General features: G+C 66.6%; 22 protein-coding genes and 2 pseudogenes. 10 read left to right on the forward strand and 14 right to left on the reverse strand.

Going from position 1 to position 24,756, the window contains the following annotated elements:
* Nucleotides 1-136 precede the first annotated feature (136 nt).
* Nucleotides 137-1,819 (reverse strand): putative bifunctional diguanylate cyclase/phosphodiesterase, encoded by a 1,683-nt coding sequence (locus ACDI39_RS07960; protein ID WP_486538249.1) that lies wholly within the window; start codon nt 1,817-1,819, stop codon nt 137-139.
* A gap of 407 nt (nt 1,820-2,226) precedes the next feature.
* Between ACDI39_RS07960 and ACDI39_RS07965 the strand changes: the two genes are divergently transcribed.
* The 7 genes and pseudogenes from ACDI39_RS07965 to ACDI39_RS07995 all read left to right on the forward strand — a co-directional run bounded on the left by ACDI39_RS07965 (nt 2,227) and on the right by ACDI39_RS07995 (nt 8,840).
* Nucleotides 2,227-2,562 carry a helix-turn-helix domain-containing protein gene (locus ACDI39_RS07965; protein WP_225790136.1) on the forward strand — a complete coding sequence of 112 codons (336 nt, stop codon included), beginning with the start codon at nt 2,227-2,229 and terminating at the stop codon, nt 2,560-2,562.
* 217 nt (nt 2,563-2,779) lie between these two features.
* Nucleotides 2,780-4,093 (forward strand): C4-dicarboxylate transporter DctA, encoded by a 1,314-nt coding sequence (locus tag ACDI39_RS07970; RefSeq protein WP_253091345.1) that lies wholly within the window; start codon nt 2,780-2,782, stop codon nt 4,091-4,093.
* A gap of 66 nt (nt 4,094-4,159) precedes the next feature.
* On the forward strand, nt 4,160-4,870 hold the full coding sequence (locus ACDI39_RS07975) for a FadR/GntR family transcriptional regulator (RefSeq protein ID WP_225790134.1): 711 nt from the start codon (nt 4,160-4,162) through the stop codon (nt 4,868-4,870).
* 16 nt (nt 4,871-4,886) lie between these two features.
* Nucleotides 4,887-5,582, forward strand: a complete 696-nt coding sequence (locus tag ACDI39_RS07980) for a GntR family transcriptional regulator (RefSeq protein WP_225790133.1) — start codon at nt 4,887-4,889, stop codon at nt 5,580-5,582.
* 228 nt (nt 5,583-5,810) lie between these two features.
* Entirely contained in the window at nt 5,811-6,812 is a 1,002-nt protein-coding gene (locus tag ACDI39_RS07985; RefSeq protein ID WP_253081342.1) for a hypothetical protein, read from the forward strand.
* Between the two features lie 141 nt (nt 6,813-6,953).
* Nucleotides 6,954-7,937: pseudogene (locus ACDI39_RS07990) on the forward strand (cache domain-containing protein); the annotation flags it as partial.
* A 114-nt stretch (nt 7,938-8,051) separates the two neighbouring features.
* Nucleotides 8,052-8,840, forward strand: coding sequence for a methyl-accepting chemotaxis protein (locus ACDI39_RS07995; RefSeq protein ID WP_486538971.1), 789 nt, complete (start codon nt 8,052-8,054; stop codon nt 8,838-8,840).
* Between the two features lie 86 nt (nt 8,841-8,926).
* On the opposite strand, the gene ACDI39_RS08000 is transcribed toward ACDI39_RS07995, so the two are convergent.
* The 3 genes from ACDI39_RS08000 to ACDI39_RS08010 form a co-directional block, all read right to left on the reverse strand.
* On the reverse strand, nt 8,927-9,991 hold the full coding sequence (locus ACDI39_RS08000; RefSeq protein ID WP_225786870.1) for a YkvI family membrane protein: 1,065 nt from the start codon (nt 9,989-9,991) through the stop codon (nt 8,927-8,929).
* Between the two features lie 62 nt (nt 9,992-10,053).
* Complete coding sequence (locus tag ACDI39_RS08005; protein ID WP_225786871.1) at nt 10,054-10,431, reverse strand: RidA family protein; 378 nt, start codon at nt 10,429-10,431, stop codon at nt 10,054-10,056.
* 12 nt (nt 10,432-10,443) lie between these two features.
* Nucleotides 10,444-11,580, reverse strand: coding sequence for an NAD(P)/FAD-dependent oxidoreductase (locus ACDI39_RS08010; RefSeq protein WP_225786872.1), 1,137 nt, complete (start codon nt 11,578-11,580; stop codon nt 10,444-10,446).
* A gap of 113 nt (nt 11,581-11,693) precedes the next feature.
* Between ACDI39_RS08010 and ACDI39_RS08015 the strand changes: the two genes are divergently transcribed.
* Both ACDI39_RS08015 and ACDI39_RS08020 read left to right on the forward strand, forming a co-directional pair.
* Entirely contained in the window at nt 11,694-12,317 is a 624-nt protein-coding gene (locus ACDI39_RS08015) for a helix-turn-helix domain-containing protein (protein WP_225786873.1), read from the forward strand.
* 123 nt (nt 12,318-12,440) lie between these two features.
* Nucleotides 12,441-13,226: a sulfite exporter TauE/SafE family protein gene (locus tag ACDI39_RS08020; protein WP_225786874.1), complete on the forward strand. Its 786-nt coding sequence runs from the start codon at nt 12,441-12,443 to the stop codon at nt 13,224-13,226.
* 14 nt (nt 13,227-13,240) lie between these two features.
* On the opposite strand, the gene ACDI39_RS08025 is transcribed toward ACDI39_RS08020, so the two are convergent.
* The 6 genes from ACDI39_RS08025 to ACDI39_RS08050 all read right to left on the reverse strand — a co-directional run bounded on the left by ACDI39_RS08025 (nt 13,241) and on the right by ACDI39_RS08050 (nt 18,928).
* Complete coding sequence (locus tag ACDI39_RS08025; RefSeq protein ID WP_225786875.1) at nt 13,241-13,681, reverse strand: hypothetical protein; 441 nt, start codon at nt 13,679-13,681, stop codon at nt 13,241-13,243.
* Nucleotides 13,682-13,797: 116 nt separating this feature from the next.
* A complete protein-coding gene (locus tag ACDI39_RS08030; protein ID WP_368815612.1) occupies nt 13,798-14,337 on the reverse strand; it encodes a histidine phosphatase family protein in 540 nt (179 codons plus the stop codon).
* Between the two features lie 56 nt (nt 14,338-14,393).
* A complete protein-coding gene (locus tag ACDI39_RS08035) occupies nt 14,394-14,735 on the reverse strand; it encodes a DUF3325 domain-containing protein (RefSeq protein WP_225786877.1) in 342 nt (113 codons plus the stop codon).
* The gene (locus tag ACDI39_RS08040; protein WP_486538255.1) at nt 14,732-16,258 is read right to left on the reverse strand and encodes a PepSY-associated TM helix domain-containing protein; all 1,527 of its coding nucleotides are present in this window, start codon (nt 16,256-16,258) and stop codon (nt 14,732-14,734) included. The genes ACDI39_RS08035 and ACDI39_RS08040 overlap by 4 nt, the downstream gene beginning before the upstream one ends.
* Complete coding sequence (locus ACDI39_RS08045; RefSeq protein ID WP_410045824.1) at nt 16,255-16,542, reverse strand: iron transporter; 288 nt, start codon at nt 16,540-16,542, stop codon at nt 16,255-16,257. The genes ACDI39_RS08040 and ACDI39_RS08045 overlap by 4 nt, the downstream gene beginning before the upstream one ends.
* A 145-nt stretch (nt 16,543-16,687) precedes the next feature.
* The gene (locus tag ACDI39_RS08050; RefSeq protein ID WP_225786880.1) at nt 16,688-18,928 is read right to left on the reverse strand and encodes a TonB-dependent siderophore receptor; all 2,241 of its coding nucleotides are present in this window, start codon (nt 18,926-18,928) and stop codon (nt 16,688-16,690) included.
* A 258-nt stretch (nt 18,929-19,186) separates the two neighbouring features.
* Here ACDI39_RS08050 and ACDI39_RS08055 point away from each other — a divergent pair.
* A pseudogene (locus ACDI39_RS08055) lies at nt 19,187-19,297 on the forward strand (helix-turn-helix domain-containing protein); the annotation flags it as partial.
* 77 nt (nt 19,298-19,374) lie between these two features.
* On the opposite strand, the gene ACDI39_RS08060 reads toward ACDI39_RS08055, so the two are convergent.
* The 4 genes from ACDI39_RS08060 to ACDI39_RS08075 are packed head-to-tail and all read right to left on the reverse strand — an operon-like array spanning nt 19,375 to nt 24,510.
* Nucleotides 19,375-19,596 (reverse strand): formate dehydrogenase subunit delta, encoded by a 222-nt coding sequence (locus tag ACDI39_RS08060; RefSeq protein ID WP_225786881.1) that lies wholly within the window; start codon nt 19,594-19,596, stop codon nt 19,375-19,377.
* Nucleotides 19,593-22,478: a formate dehydrogenase subunit alpha gene (fdhF, locus tag ACDI39_RS08065; RefSeq protein WP_253081126.1), complete on the reverse strand. Its 2,886-nt coding sequence runs from the start codon at nt 22,476-22,478 to the stop codon at nt 19,593-19,595. The genes ACDI39_RS08060 and fdhF overlap by 4 nt, the downstream gene beginning before the upstream one ends.
* On the reverse strand, nt 22,475-24,034 hold the full coding sequence (locus ACDI39_RS08070) for a formate dehydrogenase beta subunit (RefSeq protein WP_253081127.1): 1,560 nt from the start codon (nt 24,032-24,034) through the stop codon (nt 22,475-22,477). Before ACDI39_RS08070 ends, fdhF begins: the two co-directional genes overlap by 4 nt.
* Nucleotides 24,028-24,510, reverse strand: coding sequence for a formate dehydrogenase subunit gamma (locus ACDI39_RS08075; protein WP_225786884.1), 483 nt, complete (start codon nt 24,508-24,510; stop codon nt 24,028-24,030). Before ACDI39_RS08075 ends, ACDI39_RS08070 begins: the two co-directional genes overlap by 7 nt.
* Nucleotides 24,511-24,756: the final 246 nt, after the last annotated feature.

Below are 24,756 nucleotides of genomic sequence, written 5' to 3' on the forward strand. Positions count from 1 at the left end.
GACAAGGCCGCTCCCACAGAGACCGCGCCGCTCTTGAGGCTTACGCCCAACTTGTGTGGGGCTTGCCGACGATGGGGGGCGAAGCGGTCCCAGTACTCGCAAGCCCTCTCTTCCTCCTACCATCCCCTCCCCCGACTCACACCTGCCGCCACGCCACCGGCTGCCGGAACCCCTGCACCCATCCCGGCACCGCCTGCGCCGGCATCGGCGGGGCAATGCCGTGCCCCTGGCCCAGATCACACCCCAGCTCCATCAGCACCTGCCCATGCTCCAGGCTCTCCACCCCCTCGGCAATCACCCTGCGGCCAAAGGCATGGGCCAGGCCGAGCACCGCACGGACCAGCGCCCGCTCATCAGGGTCATGCAGGATATCGCGCACGAACGTGCTGTCGATCTTGATAGTCCGGGCCGGCAGGCACCTGAGGTGGTTCAGCGAGGAATGGCCGGTGCCGAAGTTGTCCAGGGAAACCGCGACCCCCAGCGCCCGGCAGGCCTCCAGGCAGCGGCTGACGTGCTGCAGGTTGTCGACCGCCACCGACTCGACGATCTCCAGCTCCAGTTGCCCCGGGCCTACGCTTGGGTACCGCGCCAGCAACCTCTCCAGGCGTTCGACGAAGTCGCCACTCTGCAGGTGTCGTGCGGCGATGTTGACGCTCACCGACCAACCGCAGCCCTGCCATCGCTGCAGCTGTGCCAGGGCCTGGCCGATGGCCCATTCGCCGATTTCCACGACCAGGTCGGTCTGCTCCACCTGCGACAGGAGCTCGCCAGGCAGTACCGCCCCCTTGTCCGGGTGCAGCCAGCGCAGCAACGCCTCGAAGCCGAGCACCTGGCCACTGCGCATGTTCACCTTGGGCTGGTAGTGCAACACCAGCTGGTCCTGGCGCAAGGCCTTGCGCACCCGGGCCACGGCCTGGTGGGTAGCCCTGAGTTCCAGCTCATGGGACACGTCGAACACATGGTAACGATTGCGCCCGCGCTGCTTGGCCACGTACATGGCCTGGTCGGCATGGCGCACCAGGGTGTCGGCATCCTCGTCGTCCTGGGGGAACAGGGTGACGCCGATGCTGGCGCTCAAGGACAACGGCTGACCACGGATCACATAGGGCGCAGCCAGGGCCCGGAGAATCCGTTGCAGGGCGGCATGCAACTGGCGGCTGCCTTCGACATGCCGCAGGATCAGCACGAACTCGTCGCCCGACAGCCGTGCCGCCGCATCGCCACCGCGCAGGATACCCTTCAGGCGCTGCGCCACCTCGACCAGCAGCAGGTCGCCGATGGCATGACCATAGCCGTCGTTGACCGCCTTGAAGCCATCCAGGTCGAGCATGCAGACCGCCAGGGAAATGTCTTCCCGGCGGGAAAAGGCCATGGCCTGGCTGAGCAGGTCGCAGAGGTAGGCGCGGTTGGGCAGGCCGGTCAGCACATCGTGACCGACCCGCCATTGCAGGGTATGCAGCAACTGGCGCTTCTCGGTGACGTCGAAGCGGATCGACACGTACTTGCGCACCGTCCCGGTGAGCGGATCGAGCAGCGGCACCATGGTGCTGTCGACCCAATACAACGAACCGTCCTTGGCACGGTTGCAGATCTCGCCCCGCCACACTTTGCCGGCGACCAGGGCACGCCACATGCCGCTGAAGAACTCCGGCTCGTGCAGGCCGGAATTGAGAATGCGATGGTTGGCCCCGAGCAACTCCTCGCGGCTGTAGCCGGAGATACGGCAAAACTGCTGGTTGACATAGGTGATCCGCCCGCGCAGGTCGGTTTCCGAGAAGATCGCGGCGGCATCCACGGCGGCGCGGTAGTTTTCGTCCATCGCGGCACCCTAGCGTTCGAAGAGCCGTGCCAGGGCGCGAGGCCCGGCACCGATCCGACCATGCCAATGAAGCATACGCCGTGGCTGGTCGGGAACGCAGTGTTCGGCCGGGAAACCCGGCAGGTCGAGAGGCACGATGAGACTCCATTCACTGACGATCCGACGCCCCGCCCCATGACGGAGGCAGGCCGGAACCGTTCATCCTCGATCAGTTCCAATATCCGCTGGCGCCTTCACTTACGGCCCGGCACGAACCCGGCCGAGGCCCGTACATCAACGATGGCTGATCGGCCGAAAATCGAATTCTACGAACACCATCACATTTTGCCAACAAAGGTGATGCCGCATGCTGTTGCCTTACGCTGAAATTTAGCGTTAAGTTCTTGATTCCAAATGGGAAACAAGCGATGACGAGATCAGGTCTGGGCTCTGCCCTGCGCCGCTATCGCAAGCTGGCGGGCCTCACGCAGGCGCAACTTGGCGAGCGGACCGGCTTCGATCCCAAGACCATCAGCCGCTTCGAGACCGGTACCTACACCCCCAGCATCGATGCCCTCCTGCTATTCGCCACGGTGCTGGGCGTCAAACCCAAGGCCTTCTTCGCCGAACCGGACGACGAAGAGGAGCAGCGTGCCTACCTGTTCGGCGTGATCCACAAGGCCCCGCCCAAGGACCTTGGCAAGCTAATTGCAGCCGTGGACCAGGCCTTGGCCACGCCTGAAGCCCCGCCCCGGGAGCGATGAACGGCCCCATTGACCCCTCTGCACCGTCCCAGAGCGTGTTGTACCAGACTGCACCACAACTGGTCAGACCGGTAAGGCCAAAAATCCTTGCAAAAACGAAAATTTCACGGTTTTATGATCCGGCGCTGAACAAACCGGTAAGACCACAATAATTAAGTCCTGCGCTCTTTCGCCCCTCCCGGCATCGAAGCAAGGACACCGACCAGAGATCCCTCCCATGCTCAAATGGTGCTCGCGTTCGATCTTCCTCCAAGTCGTGCTGGGCCTGGCCCTCGGCATTGCCTGCGGTCTCAGCTTCCCCGACCTTTCCCTGCAACTCAAACCCCTGGGTGACGGCTTCATCAAGCTGATCAAGATGCTCATCGGCCTGATCGTCTTCTGCGTGGTGGTCAGCGGCATTTCCGGCGCGGGCGACCTGAAGAAGGTCGGACGCATCGGCCTGAAGTCGGTGATCTACTTCGAAGTGCTGACCACCATCGCCCTGGTGATCGGCCTGGTGTTCGCCTTCAGCACCGGCATCGGCAGCGGCGCCAACATCCACCTGGACCAGCTCTCCAGCGCCGATGCCAGCAACCTGGCCGAGCGCAGCCAACACATCCACGGCGCAGCAGCATTCTTCATGGACCTGATCCCGACATCGGTGGTCGGCGCCTTCGCCGACAACAACATCCTCCAGGTGCTGCTGTTCTCGGTGCTGTTCGGCAGCGCGCTGAACCTGGTAGGCGAGTCGGCCTCGGGTATCTCGCGGTTGATCAACGAGCTCAGCCACGTGGTGTTCCGCATCATGGGCATGATCGTGCGCCTGGCGCCGCTGGGCGTGTTCGGCGCCATCGCCTTCACCACCAGCAAGTACGGCCTGGAGTCGCTGCAGCACCTGGGCGGCTTGGTGGCGCTGTTCTACCTGACCTGCGCGGGCTTCGTGCTGATCATCCTCGGCACGGTGATGCGCCTGTCGGGCATGAAGCTGTTGCCGTTCATCAAGTACCTGCGCGAGGAGCTGACCATCGTCCTCGGTACCGCCTCCTCCGACGCCGTGCTGCCGCAGATCATGCGCAAGCTCGAGCACCTGGGCATCGGCAGCTCCACCGTGGGCCTGGTGATCCCCACCGGCTACTCGTTCAACCTCGACGGCTTCTCCATCTACCTGACCCTGGCCATCGTGTTCATCGCCAACGCCACCGGCACGCCGCTGGCCATGACCGACCTGCTGACCATCCTACTGGTGTCGCTGGTGACGTCCAAGGGTGCCCATGGCATCCCAGGTTCGGCCCTGGTGATCCTCGCCGCGACCCTGACCGCCGTGCCGGCGATCCCGGTGGTGGGCCTGGTGCTGGTGCTGGCGGTGGACTGGTTCATGGGCATCGGCCGGGCGCTGACCAACCTGATCGGCAACTGCGTCGCCACCGTGGCCATCGCCCGCTGGGAGAAGGACATCGACCTGGAGCGTGCGCACAATGTACTGTCCGGCAAGCCTGGCTTCGCCCCGACGCCCCGCAAGCAGCCCCCCCAGGCCCACCAGCAGGAATTCTGAATGACCCGCGGCCGGTGCGATGCGCCGGCCGCAAGGAGACCCGATGCAACTTCAAGGGAGCGAACCGTGATCAGCTCATCGACCGTCGTCAATTCGGTGGTGGAAAAACTCCGCCAGGCCTTGGCCCGCGGCCAGTGGCGCAGCGGCGAGATGCTTCCCGGCCAACGCGAGCTGGCCGAACAGCTGGGCATCAGCCGGCCCAGCCTGCGTGAAGCGGTGACCGTGCTGGAAACCCAGGGCCTGGTACGCTCGCTGCCCGGCAAGGGCGTGCTGGTGCTCGAGGCCGAGGTCGCCGCCCAGGAGCAGGAACAGGCCGCCGACACCCTGGCCACGGCCAGCCTGGCCGACGTGCTGGAACTGCGCTACACCCTCGAGCCCTTCATCGTCGGCTTGGTCGCCCAATCGGCCAACAGCCAGGACATCGGCCAACTGCGCCTGACCTTGATGGACATGCGCGAGGCCCTGGAGGCCGGTGACAGCGAGGCCGGCGTCAACGCCTACATCGCCTTCCACGAGGCGCTGTTCGCCCTGACCACCAACCCGATCTTCCAGAGCGTGGTGCAGCAGACCGGCAATGCCCTCAAGCAGAGCGCCGAGATGCTGCGCAACTCGCCTGAACACCTGGCCGCGCGGCTGACCGAGAACGAAGCCGTGGTGCGTGCCATCCGCGACAAGAACAGCGCCCAGGCCAGTGCCCAGATGCGCCGGCACATCCTCGAGGAGGGCCAGCGCATGGGCATCGAACTGAACATCCCCGACGAACACCCGGGCCCATGACCCCAGGAGAGCGACCATGACCGCCTGCGCCCACGCCGCCCCTCACCTGCCAGCCCTGCTCGCCGCCGGCGAGACCCGCCTGTCGGCCGAGCAGATCTACCCGCGCCTGTTCGACGCCATCCTCGAGCAGCGCCTGCCGCCCGGCAGCGCCTTGCCCGAACAGGCCCTGGGCAATGCCTTCGGGGTCAGCCGCACGGTGATCCGCCGGGTACTGGGACGCTTGTCGGACCAGCAGGTGGTGGTCCAGCGCCCCAGCCACACCGCGCACCTGGCCACCCCCGATCCGCAGCAGGCGCGCCAGGTGCTCAGCGCCCGGCGCCTGGCCGAGAGCACGCTGATCAGCTTGGCCGCCCAGCGCGCCCGCCCGGCGCAGATCCGCCAATTGCGCCAGTTGGTCGAACGCGAGCGCCTGCACCACGAACACGGCGAACGCTGCGCGGCGATCCGCCTGGGCGGCGAGTTCCACCTCAAGCTGGCCCAGGTGGCGGCCAATGCGCCGCTGGCGCGCTTTCTCAACGGGCTGGTGCCGATGACCTCGCTGATCATCGCCCGCTACGAGTCGCCCTGCTGCGAGCACTGCGCCTGGCAGGAGCATGCGGCGATCATCGATGCCGTGGAAAGCGGTGACGTCGAAACGGCCCAGGCGCTGATGAACGAACACCTGGACCGCCTGGAGGCCAAGCTCGACCTGGATGAGAGCGGCCAGGCGTAACCCCTGGCGAGCCATTCAGGGCCGCTTTGCGGCCCATCGCGGGCAAGCCCGCTCCACAGAGACTGCGCCATTCTTCAGAGCGGCGCCGAACCTGTAGGAGCGGGCTTGCCCGCGATGGGCTGCAAAGCAGCCCCAACATGACAAGGCCCCGCTTAACTGATCAGCCCCCACCTCCCCCCACCTATACTCAGGGAATCACTCCAGCCTCTATCCAGGGAGGCTCGCCGCGTGAACCCGCGCATCCCGCTCCTGCTGCTCTGCCTGCTCCTGGCGCTGTCTGGCTGCGCCAGCAAGCAGCCCCCTGCTCCGCCGCCGATAACCCCGACACCGGCGGTCTGGCAGCGCATCGACCAGGATCTGATCGGCGCCTCGGTCGCCGCCACCGGCTCGGCCAACGACTATGCCCGGCGCTCCATGCGGGTCTGGAAGGAGCAGGTGCAGCGACGCACCGAGAGCGACTTCATCCCCTGGTTCACCGGCTACTGGACCCAGCAATGGCTCACCCTCAAGGTGGCCTGGTACAAGATGAACAGCGGCAACGGCGCGCAACCGCCGGAACGGCGCCTGGCCCAATACCTGCAGGCGCAGTACCACAAGCGGGTGATCGAACCCGTCGCCGAACAGATCGACCCCGAAGCCATTCGCGACCGCGCCAGCGAGCTGTACCTGCAACTGCTCGGCCAGCAGTTGCCGGCCATCATCCAACGCTACAACGCCCCGCCCGACCAGTTCAGCCAACGCCTGAACCGCATCCCGGCCATCGCCCTGGGCCCGCCGCAGGCGCGCGACGCCACGCTGTACCAGCTCCTGCGGGCCAAGTCCCTGGCACAGCAACCGGCCTGGCAGGCCCTGCGCCAGCACCTGCACCAGCAGGCCACCCGAGCGCCGGGGCAGACCCAGGCGGGGCTGTCGTCGGTGGCCAACCGCGCCAGCGAGAAACTCGGCGCCACCCTCGCCCCGCGTGGCATCGCCAGCGCCGTCGCGGCGGCGGTGGGCAAGGCGGCCGGGGCGATGATCTCGGTGGCGGTGGCCGGCTTCGGCATGGTCAGCCATGACCAGGAGCACCCGCAGATGGTCGAGCAGTTGCGGGTGCTCCTCAACGTGGCACTGAACGAGGAATGGCGCGACTTGATGGAGAACCGTCAGAGCGGCGCCATGGCCGGGGTCTACTACCTGTCCGGGCAAGTCGAGGACAGCCTGCTGGGCAGCACGCCAAGGGCGCGCGAGTAATGGGTTACGAATTCCGGCCATGTCCTACGACGCAGGGCCTTTCAATATTTTTCAGGATCGGCCGATACCGGTGATGACAGGTCCCGCCATGCGCGCCACAAGCGCGCGGCGCCCCCTCCCACTGGCCCAAGGTCTCGAAACATGAACCTGAAATTCCGCCACAAGATCCTGCTCAGCGCCTGCGCCGTCGTGGTCCTGGCATTCGCCTCGTTCACCCTCTACAACGACTATTTGCAGCGCAACATCATCCGCCAGAACATCGAGGCCTCCGTACGCCAGGCCGGCGCGCAGACCGCCAGCAGCGTGCAGAACTGGATGAGCGGGCGCATCCTGGTGCTGGAGAACCTAGCCCAGGACATCGCCCAGCAAGGTGCCGGCGACAACCTGCCGGGGCTGGTCGACCAGCCGTCCTATACCCGCAACTTCCAGTTCACCTACTTCGGCCGCAACGACGGGCTGTTCACCCAACGTCCGGACGCCAAGATGCCCGACGGCTACGACCCGCGCCAGCGCCCCTGGTACACCGCGGCGGTGACCGCCGACCAGACCCTGCTGACCCCGCCCTACCAAGCCTCGGTGGGCGGCCAGGTAGTGACCATCGCCATCCCGGTGAAGGCCCGTGCCGACGCTGAACTGCTGGGCGTGGTCGGCGGCGACCTGAGCCTGGACACCCTGGTGGACATCATCAACGCCGTGGACTTCGGCGGCATCGGCCATGCCTTCCTGGCCGACCGCGACGGCCAGGTGATCGTCAGCCCCGACAAGGCCCAGGTGATGAAGAACCTCAAGGACATCTACCCCGGTAGCACCTTGCGCGTCGAGCCGGGCATGCAGGACGTGACCCTCGACGGCCAGGCGCGGATCATCTCCTTCGCCCCGGTCGCCGGCCTGCCCTCGGCGCAGTGGTACATCGGCCTGTCCATCGACAAGGACAAGGCCTACGCCGCCCTCGGCCAGTTCCGTACCTCGGCGATCATCGCCATGCTCATCGCCGTGGCCGCCATCGCCGGCCTGCTGGGCCTGCTGATCCCCGTGCTGATGCGCCCGCTGACCACCATGGGCCGCGCCATGCGCGACATCGCCGAGGGCGAGGGCGACCTGACCCGCCGCCTGGCGGTGCAGCAGCAGGACGAGTTCGGCGAGCTCGCCAGCTCGTTCAACCGCTTCGTCGAGCGCATCCATGCCTCGATCACCGAGGTGTCCTCGGCCACACGCCTGGTGCACGACCTGTCGGAGAAGGTGGTCAGCGCCTCCAACGCCTCGATCATCGGCTCCGAGGAGCAGAGCCTGCGCACCAACAGCGTCGCCGCGGCGATCAACCAGTTGGGCGCGGCCACCCAGGAGATCGCCCGCAACGCCGCCGACGCCTCGCAGCACGCCAGCGGTGCCAGCGAGCAGGCCAACGACGGCCGCCAGGTGGTCGATGCAGCCATCGACGCCATGACCGCCCTGTCGCTGAAGATCAGCGAGTCCTGCGGGCAGATCGAGGCGCTCAACGCCAGCACCGACGAGATCGGCAAGATCCTCGACGTGATCAAGGGCATCTCCCAGCAGACCAACCTGCTGGCGCTCAACGCCGCCATCGAGGCCGCCCGCGCCGGCGAGGCCGGGCGTGGCTTCGCGGTGGTCGCCGACGAGGTGCGCAACCTGGCCCACCGCACCCAGGCCTCGGCCGAGGAGATCCACCGCATGATCACCGGCCTGCAGGTCGGCTCACGCGAGGCGGTGCACACCATGAACGAAAGCCAGGTGTCCAGCGAACAGACCGTGCAGGTGGCCAACCAGGCCGGCGAACGGCTGTCCAGCGTCACCCAGCGCATCGGCGAGATCGACGGCATGAACCAGTCGGTGGCCACCGCCACCGAGGAGCAGAGCGCGGTGGTCGAGAGCCTGAACCTGGACATCACCCAGATCAACACCCTCAACCAGCAAGGGGTGGAGAACCTCAACGAGACCCTGCGTCACTGCGATGCCCTGAGCCAGCAGGCCGGGCGGTTGAAGCAGTTGGTGGGGAGCTTCAGGATCTGAGGGGAAGGCCGCAGTGGGGCGCAAAGCGCCCCCGATTGGAGACTCACATCATTTTATGATCGCCCAGAGGATCCCTTGCCCCACCTTCAGGCCACCGCCACCTTCCTGCCCTTGCCCCGCCGCAACCACCCCAGCAACACCGCTGCCATCAGCACGAAGCCCAGGTAGCCGAAGAACGGATACACCTCCCCGACCAGGCTGATGAACCCCACCAGGCTGCAAGCGAACGCCACCACCCCGGTCACCACCGAGCCCCAGCGAAACTGCGTCGTCCCCGCCGGCAGCAACCGTGACAGGAAGGAAAACAACGTCCCCACCGCCGTGTTGACGATCATCCCGAAGATGATCAGGCACATCACCAGCCCCAGCAGCGGCGAAACCTCGCTGGCGATCGACAGCATCGGCATGGGCAGCTCGGCGACGCTGTCCAGGCGCGACAGCAACCCCGCGCTCATCACCAGCATCAGCCCGCCCAACGCCGCGCCACCGAGCAAGCCGCCCCATATCGCCGTCCTCTCGCCCTTGGCCGAACCACCGAGGATGGCCAGGATCGGCGCACCCGCGACGATGTTGTAGGACACATAGAGGAACGCCCCCAGCAGCCAGTGACGGGCGCCCGCCTGCTGCTGGCTGGCCAGCCGGTCGAGCTCGGCGAAGCTCTGCCCACGGGAAAACATCGCGTACAGGGCGATCGCCGAGGCGATCAGGATCAGCAACGGCGTGATGGCGCCGATGGCGACGATCACCTTCTGTACATCCAGGCACACGATGCCCACCACCAGCAGGGTCACCAGCACGCTGCCAGCCAGAGCCGGCACGCCGAACTGCTGCTCCAGCAAGGCGCCACCACCCGCCAGCATGACCACGGTGACGGCGAACATGAAGAAGGTGATGAGCCAGTCGACGAACCAGCCCAGGTGACGGCCGCAGATGGCCTGGATGACGTCCTTGTGCGAGGTGGCTTGCTGGCGATTGCCCAACCCCGCCAGGGCCATGCCCAGGAAGGTGAACAACGCGGCGCTGACCAGCGCACCGACCAACCCCCAGACACCAAAGTCGACGAAGAACAGCAACAGTTCCCGCCCGGACGCGAAGCCCGCCCCCACGATCACGCCGATGAAGGCACCGGCGATCTTCAGCTGCTCTTGCATGTGAACCTCTGGCTCTATTGTTGTTGTGTTTCAGGGAAGGCCACGACGGCCCGGCATTCGATTCACGCCTGCCCGACGAACGCCTGCACTTCGATCTCCACGTCGACGCCGAGCGCCAGCGCCGACGCCACGGTGGAGCGCACCGGCAGGGCCTCGCCGAAGAACGTCGTGTAGACCTCGTTGAAACCCGCGAAATGAGCCATGTCCGACAACCACACGGTGACCTTGACCACCTGGTCGAAACGCGCCCCGCACGCCGCCAGGCTCTCGCCGATACGCTCGCAGGCCGCACGGGTCTGGGCCTGGATGTCGCCACGCACCACTTCGCCCGTCGCGCTCATCGGCACCTGGCCGGACAGGAACAGAAAGCCACCGGCCTTCACCGCACGGGAGAACGGAAACGGCAGGCTGCTGGGAAAACGCTGGATATCATCGCTCATGGAAAGCTCCTTTCAGGGTTGTGGGAAACGGGCCGGCGACAGCTGCTCTGGCGACACGCCCTGGGCCAGCAAGCTCGGACAGAGGGGCTGGCCGAGCAGCAGGTCGGCGGCCAGGCGGGAGGCACCGGCGGCGGACTGGATGCCGTAGCCGCCCTGCGCCGCCAGCCAGAAGAACGCCGGCATACGCGGGTCGAAGCCGATCACCAGGTCGCCGTCGGCGACGAACGAGCGCAGCCCGGCCCAACTGTGGCTGGGACGGCGGATCTGCAGGGTGGTCATGGCCTCGATGTTGTAGATGCCCAGGGCCACGTCCAGCTCTTCTGGCGCGGCGTCCTGGGGCTCGACCGGGTCAGCGTTGGCCGGCGAGCCGAGCAACTGGCCGGCGTCCGGCTTGAAGTAGAAGCTTTCGTCCACGCCGATCACCGCCGGCCAGCGACTGAAGTCGTGCGCCGATGGGCCCGGGAAGGTGAAGGCGCTCCGCCGACAGGGCTGCAGGCCAACCTTGACCACCCCGCACTGCCCGGCCACCTGGTCGGCCCAGGCTCCGGCGGCGTTGACCAGTTGGCGAGCCTGCAACTGGCTGCCATCGGCCAGTTCCACTTGCCACAGCTCATCGAGGTAGCGGGCCTGGACCAGCTCGGCGTTGCAGCGCAGCTCGCCACCGGCCGCGCGGTAGCCACGCAGGAAGCCCTGGTGCAGGCCATGCACGTCCAGGTCCATGGCCCCCGGCTCGAGCAGCGCACCGCCGAGGACCTCGCCACGCAGGCTGGGTACCAGGGCCACGGCAGCCTCGCGGTCGAGCAGGCTGACCTCGGTGCCGTTGGCCAGGTTCTGCGCGTAGGTGGTTTCGAGAAGCTCGCGTTGCTCGGTGGTAGCGACGTACAGGCAGCCACGGGGCTCGAGCAGGGGATGCTCGCAAAAGCCCTCCGGCGGCTGCTCGTAGAAGGCACGGCTGGCACGGGTGAGGGCCTGGATCTGCGGCGTACCGTAGGCCTCCATGAACATGGCGGCCGAGCGCCCGGTGGAGTGGTAGCCCGGCTGCATCTCGCGCTCGAGTAGCAGCACCCGGCGCTGGCCGGCCAGGCGGTAGCCCAGGGAAGCACCGGCGATGCCGGCGCCGATGATCAGGGTGTCGTAGATCTGTGCCATGCACGCTCCTGTCGCGCCAATTATCATTTATGAGAATTCTAATATATGAGAATTTCGGATCGCGCAAGGGTCCAAGGTAAGATGCCCGACCAAAGCCGTACATGAGAGCCCCGATGCCCGACGACCGAACCCGCCCGCCAAACCGCCCCGGTGCCCTCCCCCTGCTCGACCGCGCCGAGGTTGGCGCGCGCCTGCGCCAGGTGCGCAAGGCGCGGCAGATGACCCTCAAGCAGTTGTCCGCGCTCAGTGGCGTGCCGGTCTCGACCCTGTCGAAGATGGAGCTGGCGCAGGTCTCGGTCAGCTACGAGAAGCTGGCCGCAGCGGCGCGTGCCCTGAACCTGGACATCGCCCAGTTGTTCCGCGCCAGCGGCCCGGCCAGCGCGCCAGCCCCGGCGACCGTGGTGGTCGATTCGCTGCCCGCGGCAGCCGGTTACTCCACCGGCACCTACGACTACCACCCGATCGCAGGGGCCTTCCCCGAACGGCGCATGACCCCCGCCTACGCCCGCATCATCGCCCGGGAGCGCGGCCAGTTCGATGACTTCATCCGCCATCCCGGCCAGGAGTTCGCCCTCGTCCTGAGCGGGCGGGTACGCATCCTGTTCGAAACGGGCGAGGCGGTGAGCATCGGGCCCCAGGAGACGGCTTACTTCGACAGCCAGGTGGGGCATATCTACCTGTCTGAGAGCGAGGATGGCGGCGATGCCCATGTCATGGTGGTGATGACCGACCGCTGATCTTGGAGGCCCGCAGTCGATATCTGGTTATAACCTAATAACGAACAAGTCTATTTCGCTATAAAAAAACCTTTATGCTGGCAGCCATCCGATCACGGGCACAGCTGGACAGTCGAGTAGCGTATGGATGTAGGTTCTTTCGGTTTCACCATTGCGGGACTGGTCGTGGGTTTCATCGTCGGCATGACCGGCGTCGGTGGCGGTTCGCTGATGACGCCGATCCTGCTCTGGTTCGGGGTCAACCCGGCCACCGCCGTGGGTACCGACCTGCTCTACGCCGCCATCACCAAGGCCAGTGGCGTCTGGGTGCATGGGCGCAACAAGAACATCGACTGGAAGATCACCGGCCTGCTGAGCCTGGGCAGCGTGCCGGCGGCAGCGCTGACGCTGTGGTTCCTCAGCACCCTGCACACCGATACCTCGGCGCTCAATGCGGTGATCAAGCAGGGCCTGGCCGTGGTGCTGATCCTCACCGCGCTGGCGATCCTGTTCAAGTCGCGCCTGCAGGCCTTCGCCAATCGCCACGCCGGCGACCACTACCACCTCAGCGACCGCACCCTGAACATCCTCACCGTGCTCACCGGGGTGGTGCTGGGCGTCATGGTCACCCTGACCTCCATCGGTGCCGGCGCTCTGGGCACGGTGGCGCTGTTCCTGCTCTACCCGTTCCTGGTCACCCGCCGCCTGGTGGGCACCGAGATCGCCCACGCCGTGCCCCTGACCCTGGTGGCCGGCCTCGGCCACGCCGGGATGGGCAACATGGACTGGGCGTTGCTCGGCTACCTGCTGCTCGGTTCGCTGCCCGGCATCTACCTGGGCAGCCACCTCACCGGGCGTATCTCCGACCACCTGCTGCGGCCTTGCCTGGCCGGGATGCTGTTGATGATCGGCTACAAGCTGGCGTTCTAACGCGCCCGCTGCCCTTACCTGGCCGCCTGTTGCAGGTAGTCGGTCAGGAAGTACTGGGCATTGCCCTGCTCGGAGAGAGAAGGGTCGTAGCGCAGGGATGTCTCTTGCGCCTCGCCCGGCAGGTAGAGGTTGGCCCAGTCGCCACGAACGATCAGGGCAACGTACTTCTTGCCGTCGACCTCGGTGGAGTAACGCGTATCCCGCTCGGACTTCTCGACGTTCATCTTCTGGATGCGCATCTGCCAGTCATGGTCGATGCCATCGACCTGTACCAGCGCCTGGTTCGCCGAGCGCTCACCGATGCGCAGGGTCCAGACCTTGATCCCCTGCTCGCCGCTGTAGGCGACCACCTTGTCGGCCACCGGTGGGCGCTCGGGCTCGGCGGCCAGCAACGGCGTGGTGATGAAAAGGCCCAGTGCCAGGGCCAGCCAATTCCGTCTTGTCGTGAGCATCATGCTGCTTTCCTGTATTGCCTGTGAAAGAGCCTCCAGCCGGAGACGCAAAGATGATTGCAAAGGGCCGCACAAGTTCAAACGTGGCGGCGGGTTTTTTCTGCACGTTGTGACGCGCGTCAGGCCAGGCGCAACCGCCAACGCCCCACACGGCTGAGTGGCAGGCGCGACAGCGGCAATACATCGATGCGCTGGAAAGCCTCCAGCGGACAGCCGAGCACATGGACCATCGCCGCACGGATGACGAAGGGGTGGGTCACTGCCAGCCAGTCGCCCGGTGGGTCGAACCCCTCCAGCCAGGCGCCGACCCGTTGGCACAAGGCGGCGATCGATTCGCCGCCGTGGGGCGCACTGTGCGGGTCGTCCAGCCATTGGGCCAGGGCCTGCGGCTGCTCGGCCTGCAGGTGCTTGAGCGCCTGGCCTTGCCAGCGCCCCAGGTCGCAATCGGCCAGGGCTGGCTCGATACCCACGCACGTTCCCAGGCAGGCCGCCGTCTCCAGTGCCCGACGCTCCGGTGCGCTCAGCAGCTGGGTTCCTGGCGCGGCCGGCGAAGGCCGCTCCGAGCCTGGCGACAGGGCATCGTCGATACCGTGTAAATACCCGGTCTTGAGGGCATGGGTCGGAGCGTGGCAGATCAAGGCAAGGTGGACAGCTTTCACGGGGGGCTCTTCGTGGGCGATGTTCAGGCATCCGGTTTAGCATGCCAGCGATTTTTTTACCGCAACGAAACACAGGAGAATACCAGCCCCCACACCGGCACCAGCATCACCAGCCCCACCGCCACCCGCGGCCAGTACGGCAGCACCATCACCAGCACCATCCCCGCCAGCGACATCGCCCCGAACCAGGCCACCGGTCCCATGGCCCAGCCCCAGGCCCCGGCGCACAGCAACAGGCTGCCCAGCAGCGACGACCAGCCCAACCCGCGCAGGGCCAGGCGCAGCCCACGCGGGCATGGCCTGTGCCAAACCTGCTTGTAGTGCCGCTCCAACCCCTGGCACAGCCCCAGCATGCCGGCATAGGCGAACAGCAATCCCCCCATGACCATCGTCATCATCCTGCCACCTCCATCCGCCGAGCGGGCGTCCGGGCCTTCACCGGCACCGAACGGGCCACCCGCCAGGCCGCCAGGGCCAGACCCACGCCCAGCACCAACCCGGTAACCTCCACACCCAGGCGCAGGCTGTCTGCCGTGCCGGTAACCATGCCCAGCGCCCCCAGGCCACCACTCAGCAGCGCCACGAGCCCCAATTGCTCGACCCAGGCGCGCTTGGCCGGCCGCGACCCAGCATGCAACAAGGCCAGCAACCAGGCCCCGAAGAACACCCGCACCTCCCACGCTTCACGCCCGGCCAGCTCCGCAGGCAGCAGGCGGCTGGCCCACAGCAGCGCGACACAGGCCAGCAGCAAGCCGGCGATGAAACCGACGTTGCACACCTCGGCCAGGCGATACCAGCGTCGCGCCGATGCCTCGGCCGTGACCGTGGCGTACTTGCGCCCGCGTTTGACGCAGAACAGCACCAAACCACTGGCGATCATCGCGCAACTGACCAGGCCACAGACGAAGTACAGCCAACGCATGGGGTAGCCACCGAACTGGGCGAAGTGCAGGCCGACCATCACCCGTTGGGTCAATGGCGCCGGGCGCAGCTCGGGCACATCGCTGAGCAGCTTGCCGCTGACGCCGTCGAAGACCATCGCCTGGCCCTTGGTCAAGGCGATACGGTTGCCCAGCTGCGGCCGGATCTCGATGCGTGCCCCAGCCGTATTGGGGTTGCGGATATTCAGGCCACCGATCGGCCCCAGCCGTGCCTCGGCCTGGGCCAGCAGCGGCGCGATGTCGACCAGTTCGCCCGGCACCTTGGCCAGGCGCCGTGGCTGTTCCAGGCGGGTATTGCCCTGGGCCTGGAAGTACGCCCGGGTATCACCGTCGAACAGGGCATCCACGCCTGCGGGAATGTAGATCAGCATGAAGATCACCAACCCCGTGTAGGTGATCATCAGGTGGAACGGCAGCAACAGCACGGCACTGGCATTGTGGAAATCCAGCCAGGAGCGCTGCCCCTTGTCCGGGCGGAAGGTGAAGAACTCCTTGAAGATCTTCTTGTGGATCACGATACCGGTCACCAGCGCCGCCAGCATCACCAGGGCCAGCGCTCCGACCACGAAGATGCCCCAGTTGCGCGGCAGGTCGAGGGTGAAATGGAAGCGGAAGAAGAAATTACCGCCAACGCTGTCGCGCACCGCCAACGGCTCGCCGGTCTGCGGATCGAGTTGCACGCCACCGCCATGGCGGCGTTCGCCGGTGGACACGCGCAGCCCCGGGGCGCGTTCGCTGGGCAGGCTGATGCCCCAGTTGTTGGCATCCGCTTCGTGGGCTTGCAGGTAGGCGATGGCACGCCGCGCGGCATCGGCCTGGGAGACGTCGGTGGCCGGGATCTCCGGCTGCATCCAGTGGTTGAGCTCCTTGTCGAACACCGCCAGGGTGCCGGTGACGAAGATGGCGAACAGCAGCCAGCCGAAGATCAGCCCGGCCCAGGTATGCAGCCAGGCCATCGATTGGGTGAAGGTGTTCTTCATGGCAACCACCCCATCGCCTGCGGCCAGAAGCCCAGCAGCGCCAGCGGTACGGAAATGGCCAAGGGCATCCAGGCATGCAGGGCGTCACGGCTGGCGAACGCCCAGAGGATCGCGGCGGTGTAGAAAACGAACGCCGGCAGCGTGGCGACGATCACCGCGTCGCCAGGTGCCAGTGGCAGCACGCGGGCCAGGCAGGCGGTGGCGGCGTAGCTGAAGGCGTAGCCGCCAAGCAGTGCGGCGGCGCTGCGGGAGAAGATGGCCAGCCAGGTGGGGAGAGTGCTCATCGGTTGCTCCTTGAGGGGCATTCGGGGCCGCTTCGCGTCGGCTCGGCACACCGACAAGCCCGCGCCCACAGATTCGGCGCCGATCTCAAGATCGGCGCGGTCCATGTGGGCGCGGGCTTGTCGGGGCGCGAAGCGGTTCCAACGATCAGAACGAGATGTTCAACGAAGCGAACACCGCACGCCCCGGCTGGTTGTAGGTATTGGCGCCCGAGCTGCTGGCATTGCCGCCACGGTAGATCTGCTTGTCGAAGACGTTGTTCACCCCTACCCGCACGTCATAGTTGGCGTTGAACCTGTACCCGGCGCTGACATCCACCAGGCCATAGGCCTCCACGTCCTGCTGGGCCTCTTGGTCATAGTCCTGCTGGGTGCGGTAGTTGTAGGTCGGCGACTTCTGCTTGCCGAAGTAGGTGCCCGCCAGCTGGAACGACAGCTTGTCGGTGGCACGCCAGTCGAGGGTGGTGTTGACCGTGTACTCGGGGATCACCGACAGCGGCTCGCCAGTCTCGCGGTTGTCGTTGTCGAGCATCCAGGTCAGGTTGGTGTTCCAGTCCAGGGTCGGGCTCAGCTCGATGAAGAAGTTGCCCTCGATACCTTCCACCCGTGCCTTGCCGGCGTTCTCCCACTGGGTCACGCGGCGGCCGCTGTTGATGGTGTAGACCACGTCGGTACCGCCGATGATCTTGTTCTTGTAGTCATTGCGGAAGTAGGTCGCGCTGGTACGCCAGGTGCCACGGTCATACAGCAGGCCGATTTCCTTGTTGACGCTGATTTCCGGATCGAGGTCGGCATTACCCTGCAAGTAACAGCCCCCGGAGTTGGTCTGTTGCACGCTGCAGCCGTTGCCACGGCTGTAGAGCAGGTAGTTGGGGTTGTACTGGTACAGGTTCGGCGTCTTGTAGGCCCGGGCGATGCCGCCCTTGACGGTCAGATCGTCGGTGAGCTTGTGCGACAGGTTCAGGCTCGGGCTGAGGTTGTCGCCGAATTCCTCGTGATGATCCAGGCGCAAGCCAGGGGTGACGGTGGTGTCGCCGATGACGATGTTGTCCTCGACGAACAGCGCATAGCTCTTGGCCGACATCTTCGAGTCGCTGCGATCGAAACCGGCGATCACGTCGCTGCCGGAGCCGCTCGGGTCGAAGCTCTGCGGGCGGAACGACCCCTGGTCGTTGAGGGTTTCATAGAGGTACTCGCCACCCAGGGTCAGCACGTGCTCGGTGCTGCCCATCGCGAACGGCAGGCTCGCTTCGCTGGTCAGGCGGGTGTTGCGCAGCCGCGACATCGCCGCGCCAGAGTCGTTGATCGACCCTTCCGGGCCCCCTGCCAGGCCTTCGTTGAGGCGCCAGTTGCGCACGTACTCGTAGGCCAGCACGGTCTTGCTGGTACCCCAGGTGAAGTCGCCCAGGTGGGTCAGGTCGTAGGTGTTGCGCTGCATGACGTTGGTCTCGTGGCCATACAGGCTGGAGATCAGGTCGATGTTGCCACCGCCGTTGCTGTTCATGGTGTCGCCGGCGTAGATATTGCCCTGGCGGCTATAGCCGGCGCTGAGCTCGAGGCGATGCTCGTCGTTGAGCCTCCAGCTCAGCAGGCCATTGATGTCCTTGTTGCGCACGCCCTCGCGCCCGGCCACCAGGGCACTGTTGGCGTGCTTGGCGTTGATGTCCAGGTCGTCGGCGTCGGTCTTGGCCAGGCCACCGTAGAGGCGAAAGCCCAGGTCGTCGGTCAGCCCGCCGCTGACGTTGAAGTTGGCGCGCTGGCTGGCGCCTTCGGCACTGTCTTCGGGCAACTGGGTGTACAGGTTGAGGTTGCCCTTGAGCTCGTCGGTCGGGCGCTTGGTGATGATGTTCACCACCCCGCCCATGGCACCGGAACCATAACGCGCCGCGGCTGGGCCACGGAGGATCTCGATGCGCTCGACCGCCTCGGCCGGCACCCAGTTGGTCTCGCCGCGGGTGTCGCGGTCGCCGTTCCAGCCGTAGCGCACGGCATTGCGGGCGTTGGACGGCTTGCCGTCGATGAGGATCAGGGTGTTCTCCGGGCCCATGCCGCGCAGGTCGATCTGGCGGTTGTTGCCACGCGCGCCGCTGGCGCTGTTGCCGGTCAGGTTGACCCCTGGTTCGCGACGGATGATGTCGGACAGGTCGTTGGCCGGGGGGCGGCGCTTGATGTCCTCTTCGGTGATGATCGACGAGCCCAGTGCCTGGCGTGCCTCACGCTCGGCCGTGACCAGGGTGTTCTGGATCACCAGCGCGTTGCTGTCGACCGGCACCTCCAGCACCTCGCCGGACGGGTTCTCCTCGGCCTGTGCCGCCGTGGCCAGCATGGCCGGCGACGCCAATGCGACGAAGGCCAGGGCCAGGCTGTTGGGGGAGGTTCTGGATTGCATCGACACATCTCCTGCAGTTCATGAGCGAAAAGGCGCGACCGCCTGGAAGACAGCGCACACAGAGCCACTGGCCTCACGAACGTTGCGTGGGGCCCTCAGGGATGGCGAATATAATGATTCTCAAATGGGTTTGTATCTTATTTACGAAATTTACAGATTGCGGGGGGAACTTTCATGCCAGTCGTTTGTGAGCATGCATCGGATTTGGCACTGCCGTGCGCTGGGTTTGGCCCCCAGCCCCCACATCGACGATGCGGGCTTCAAGAATGGGAACAGGGGCGACGCACGCCATCCGGCGCCGTTCGCACCCTGCTCCACATGGCGGCCGCACGGCCAGATGTGTTTCGAGAGGTATTGCAGGGAAGGTGACATCCCTGTCCTTGGCGACACCCCGGGTGTCGCCGGGACTCTTGGGCAAACACCTTCGAAGTGCGAGTCCAGAACCGCTACGCCGGCGCCTTCGCTACCTCGATCGCCTCCCGAACCAGCGGGTCCAACCCCTCCCCCGGGTTGGCCTGCAACCACGCCTCCAGTTGCCGACGCATGGCCGGCGTCCAGAAGTTCTGCAGGTGCTGCCTCACCCCCTGCACCGCCAGCGCCCGGTCGGGCTCGCTGGCGAAGTAGTGGGCGATCTGGTTGGCCATCTTGACCAGGTTCTCGCTGCTCATCGGCGCACCTCGGCTTTCTCGGACTTCTCGGCCTGGCGACGCTCCTTGAGCAAGCGCCGTTGTTCATCGCTGAACGCCTGGTAGCGCTTCTGCCACTCCGATGGCTGGAACACCCGCACCACCTCTACGGCCGTGACCTTGTACTCGGGGCAGTTGGTGGCCCAGTCGGAGTTGTCGGTGGTGATCACGTTGGCGCCCGACTCAGGGAAGTGGAAGGTGGTGTACACCACCCCCGGCGCTACCCGACCGCTGACCTTGGCGCGCAACACCGTCTGCCCGGCGCGGCTGCCCACGCCGACCCAGTCTCCGTCCTTGATGCCGCGGCTCTCGGCGTCGGTCGGGTGGATTTCCAGACGGTCCTGGGCGTGCCAGGCGACATTGCCGGTACGTCGGGTCTGGGCGCCGACGTTGTACTGGCTGAGGATACGCCCGGTGGTCAGCAGCAACGGATAGCGGCTGTTGGCCTTCTCGTCGGTCGGCACGTAGCCGGTCAGCATGAAGCGCCCCTTGCCGCGCACGAACTGGTCGATGTGCATGGTCGGGGTACCCTGCGGCGCGGCATCGTTGCACGGCCATTGCAGGCTGCCGTGGCGGTCGAGCTGCGCGTAGCTGACCCGCTGGAAGGTCGGGGTCAGGCGGGCGATCTCGTCCATGATCTCGGAGGGATGGCGGTAGTCCATGCGGTAGCCCAGGGCATTGGACAGGGCCACGGTGGCTTCCCAGTCGGCCTTGCCGGCCAGCGGCTCCATGACCTTGCGCACCCGCGAGATGCGCCGCTCGGCGTTGGTGAAGGTGCCGTCCTTCTCCAGGAACGAACTGCCCGGCAGGAACACATGGGCGAACTTGGCCGTCTCGTTGAGGAAGATGTCCTGCACCACCACGCACTCCATGGCCATCAGGGCCGCGGTGACGTGCTGGGTGTTGGGGTCGCTCTGGGCGATATCCTCGCCCTGGCAGTAGAGGGCCTTGAAGCTGCCATCCAGGGCCGCCTCGAACATGTTGGGGATGCGCAGGCCCGGGTCAGGCTGCAAGGTGACGCCCCAGGCCTGCTCGAACTCGCTGCGCACCCCCTCGTTGGAGATGTGCCGGTAGCCTGGCAGCTCATGGGGGAACGAGCCCATGTCGCAAGAGCCCTGGACATTGTTCTGCCCACGCAGGGGGTTCACCCCTACCCCTTCGCGACCGATGTTGCCGGTGGCCATGGCCAGGTTGGCGATGCCCATCACCGCGGTGCTGCCCTGGCTGTGCTCGGTGACGCCCAGGCCGTAGTAGATCGCCGCGTTGCCGCCGGTGGCATACAGCCGGGCAGCGGCGCGGATCTGCTCGGCGGGCACGCCGCACACCGGCCCCAGCACCTCGGGGGCGTTTTCCGCGAGGCTGACGAAATCGCGCCAGCGGGCAAAATCCTCCGCCTCGCAGCGGGCGTCGACGAAGGCCTGGTCGAGCAGTCCCTCGGTGACGATCACATGGGCCAGGGCATTGAGCATGGCCACGTTGGTGCCAGGGCGCAGTTGCAGGTGCAGTTCGGCGCGGGCATGGGGCGAGTCCACCAGGTCGATGCGCCGTGGGTCGATGACGATCAGCCGCGCGCCCTCGCGCAGGCGGCGCTTGAGTTGCGAGCCGAACACCGGGTGGGCGTCGGTGGGGTTGGCGCCGATCACCAGGATGACGTCGGCCTGCATCACCGAGTCGAAGCTCTGGGTGCCGGCCGACTCGCCCAGGGTCTGCTTGAGGCCGTAGCCGGTCGGCGAATGGCAGACCCGCGCACAGGTGTCGACGTTGTTGTTGCCGAAAGCGGCGCGCACCAGCTTCTGCACCAGGTAGGCCTCCTCGTTGGTGCAACGGCTGGAGGTGATGCCGCCGATGGAGTCGCGCCCATGCTTGAGCTGGATACGGCGAAACTCGCTGGCGGCGTAGGTGAGCGCCTCGTCCCAGCTGACTTCCTGCCACGGATCGTCGATGTGCTTGCGGATCATCGGCTTGGTGATGCGGTCCGGATGGGTGGCATAGCCCCAGGCGAAACGGCCCTTGACACAGGCGTGGCCGTGGTTGGCGCCACCGCTCTTGTCCGGGACCATGCGTACCAGCTGGTCGCCCTTCATCTCGGCGCGGAACGAACAGCCCACGCCGCAATAGGCGCAGGTGGTGATGACGGCACGCTCGGGCTGGCCGAGCTGGACCAGGCTTTTCTCGCTCAGGGTGGCGGTCGGGCAGGCTTGCACGCAGGCGCCGCAGGAGACGCATTCGGAGGTGAGGAAGTTGTCCCCGCCGGCGGCGGCCACCCGCGACTCGAAACCGCGCCCGGTGATGGTCAGGGCGAAGGTGCCCTGGATGTCTTCGCAGGCACGCACGCAGCGGCTGCAGACGATGCACTTGCTCGGCTCGTAGTCGAAGTACGGGTTGGAGACGTCCTTCTGCTCGGCCAGGTGGTTGGCACCGTCGTAGCCGTAGCGCACCTCGCGCAGGCCGACCTGGCCGGCCACGGTCTGCAGCTCGCAGTTGCCGTTGGCCGAGCAGGTCAGGCAGTCCAGCGGGTGGTCGGAGATGTACAGCTCCATGACGTTGCGCCGCAGGTCGGCCAGGCGCGACGTCTGGGTACGCACCACCATGCCTTCGCTGACCGGTGTGGTGCACGAGGCTGGATAGCCGCGCATGCCCTCGATCTCCACCATGCACAGGCGGCAGGAGCCAAAGGCCTCCAGACTGTCGGTGGCGCACAACTTGGGAATGCTGGTGCCGAGCAGTGCCGCGGCACGCATCACCGAGGTGCCGGCAGGCACGCTGATGGAGCGGCCATCGATGACCAGGCTGACCTGCACGTCGCTGTCGCGGGCCGGCGTGCCCAGGTCGATGTCGTTGGCGGGGTCGAAGAAATTGATCACTGCGCGGCCTCCGTGGTGGTCAGACCGAAGTCGGCGGGGAAATACTTGAGGGCACTGGCCACGGGATAGGCGGTCATGCCGCCCATGGCGCAGAGCGAGCCGTACTGCATGGTGTCGCACAGGTCGCGCAGCAGCAGGGCCTGGTCGTGGCGTTCGCCGAGGTCGCTGCTGGCGATCAGCCGGTCCACCACCTCCATGCCACGGGTCGAGCCGATCCGGCACGGCGTGCACTTGCCGCAGGATTCTTCGGCACAGAACTGCAGGGCGAAGCGCGCCATGCTGGCCATGTTCAGGGTATCGTCGGCCACCACCACGCCACCGTGGCCCAGCATCGCGCCCATGGCAGCGAAGGCCTCGTAGTCCAGCGGGGTGTCGAAATGGCTGGGGGGCACCCAGGCGCCCAAGGGGCCGCCAACCTGCGCCGCCTTCAACGGCCGACCGCTGGCGGTGCCGCCGCCATAGTCCTCGACCAGCTCGCGCAGGCTCAGGCCGAAGGCACGCTCCACCAGGCCACCCCGGCGAATGTTGCCGGCCAGCTGGAACGGCATGGTGCCCAGCGAGCGGCCCATGCCGAAGTCGCGATAGAACGCCGCGCCCCTGGCCAGGATCACCGGCACCGAGGCCAGGGTGAGCACGTTGTGCACCAGGGTCGGTCGGCCGAACAGCCCCTCCAGGGCCGGGAGCGGTGGCTTGGCGCGGACGATGCCGCGCTTGCCTTCGAGGGATTCGAGCAGCGCGGTTTCCTCGCCACAGATGTAGGCGCCGGCACCGACCCGCACCTCCAGGTCGAAGGCCCGGCCACTGCCGGCGACGTCCTCGCCCAGGTAGCCTGCCTCACGGGCGATGGCGCAGGCCGCGTCCAGCACACGAATCGCGTCCGGGTACTCCGAGCGCACGTAGATGTAGCCCTTGTCGGCCCCCACGGCGAGGCCGGCGATGGCCATGCCCTCAATCAGCAGGAAGGGGTCGCCCTCCATCAGCATGCGGTCGGCGAAGGTGCCCGAGTCACCCTCGTCGGCGTTGCACACCACGTACTTCTGCCCTGCCCCAGCCTCGCGCACGGTACGCCACTTGATGCCGGCGGGGAATGCCGCGCCGCCACGGCCACGCAGGCCGGAGTCGAGCACGGCGGCAACCACGTCCGCCCCCTCGAGCGCCACGGCACGGGCCAGCCCTTCGAACCCGTCATGGGCACGGTAGTCCTCCAGCGACAACGGCCGGGTGATACCGGCACGGGCGAACAGCAGACGCTGCTGGGACTTGAGGTAGGGGATGTCCTCCACCGGCCCCAGGGCCAGGGAATGGCCACCTGCTTCGCCCATCAGGGCATCCAGCAGGCTGGGCACGTCTTCAGGCGTGACCGGCCCGAAGCCCATGCGCCCAGTGGCGCCCTCGAGCTCCAGCAAAGGTTCCAGCCAGTACAGCCCTCGGGAACTGGTGCGCTGGATATCCAACGCCACTTGCCGGCGCCCGGCCTCGTCGGCCAGCGCCTCGGCGACCTGGTCGGCGCCCACGGCGCGGGCCACCGAGTCACAGGGGATGAAGAGCTTCAGCATGCTTCGTCCTCCAGGCAGCCGTTGACCAGGGCACGCAGGCGCTCGGGGGTGAGGCGGGCATGCAGCCGGCCGTCCAGTTCCAGGGCCGGCGAGCAGGCGCAGGCGCCCAGGCAGTACACCGGTCGCAGGCTGATGGCGCCATCGGCGCTGGTGCCGTGGTCATCCAGCGCCAACTGCTCGCGCAACTGTGCAGCCAGGGCCTCGGCGCCCCGGCTCTGGCAGGATTCGGCCCGGCACAGGCGCAGGGTGTGGCGCGCCGGCGGTGTGGTACGGAAATCGTGGTAGAAACTGATCACCCCGCGCACCTCGGCCTGGCTGAGGTTGAGAGCATGGGCGATCTCGGGGACGGCGGCATCCGGCACGAAGCCTGCGCCGTCCTGGATGGCGTGGAGGATTGGCAACAGGGCGCCGGGCATGGCCTTGTGGCGTTCCAGCGCGTCCTGGATCAATGGCAGGTGAAGCGTCTCATCAGGCATACAGCGGACCTCGGCATCACGGACAAGGCTGCCGCGGCGGGCAGGCGTCCGGCGTGTTCTGCTGTGGCGCACCGGTCACGTCACGGTCACGTGGTATACGGGCGCCCTCCTTGCCCATGGCCGTGCGTCTGCGCGCACTGGTTCCCCTGGGCATCCTGCAAGCATGGCACTCCTGGCGCCGGCAGGTTGCACCCAAACGACCAGGCGCATCCTGAAACCGACCAGGGGTCCGCCCAGGATGCCGTG

It is taken from the genome of Pseudomonas sp. Tun-23181, from assembly GCF_057415455.1.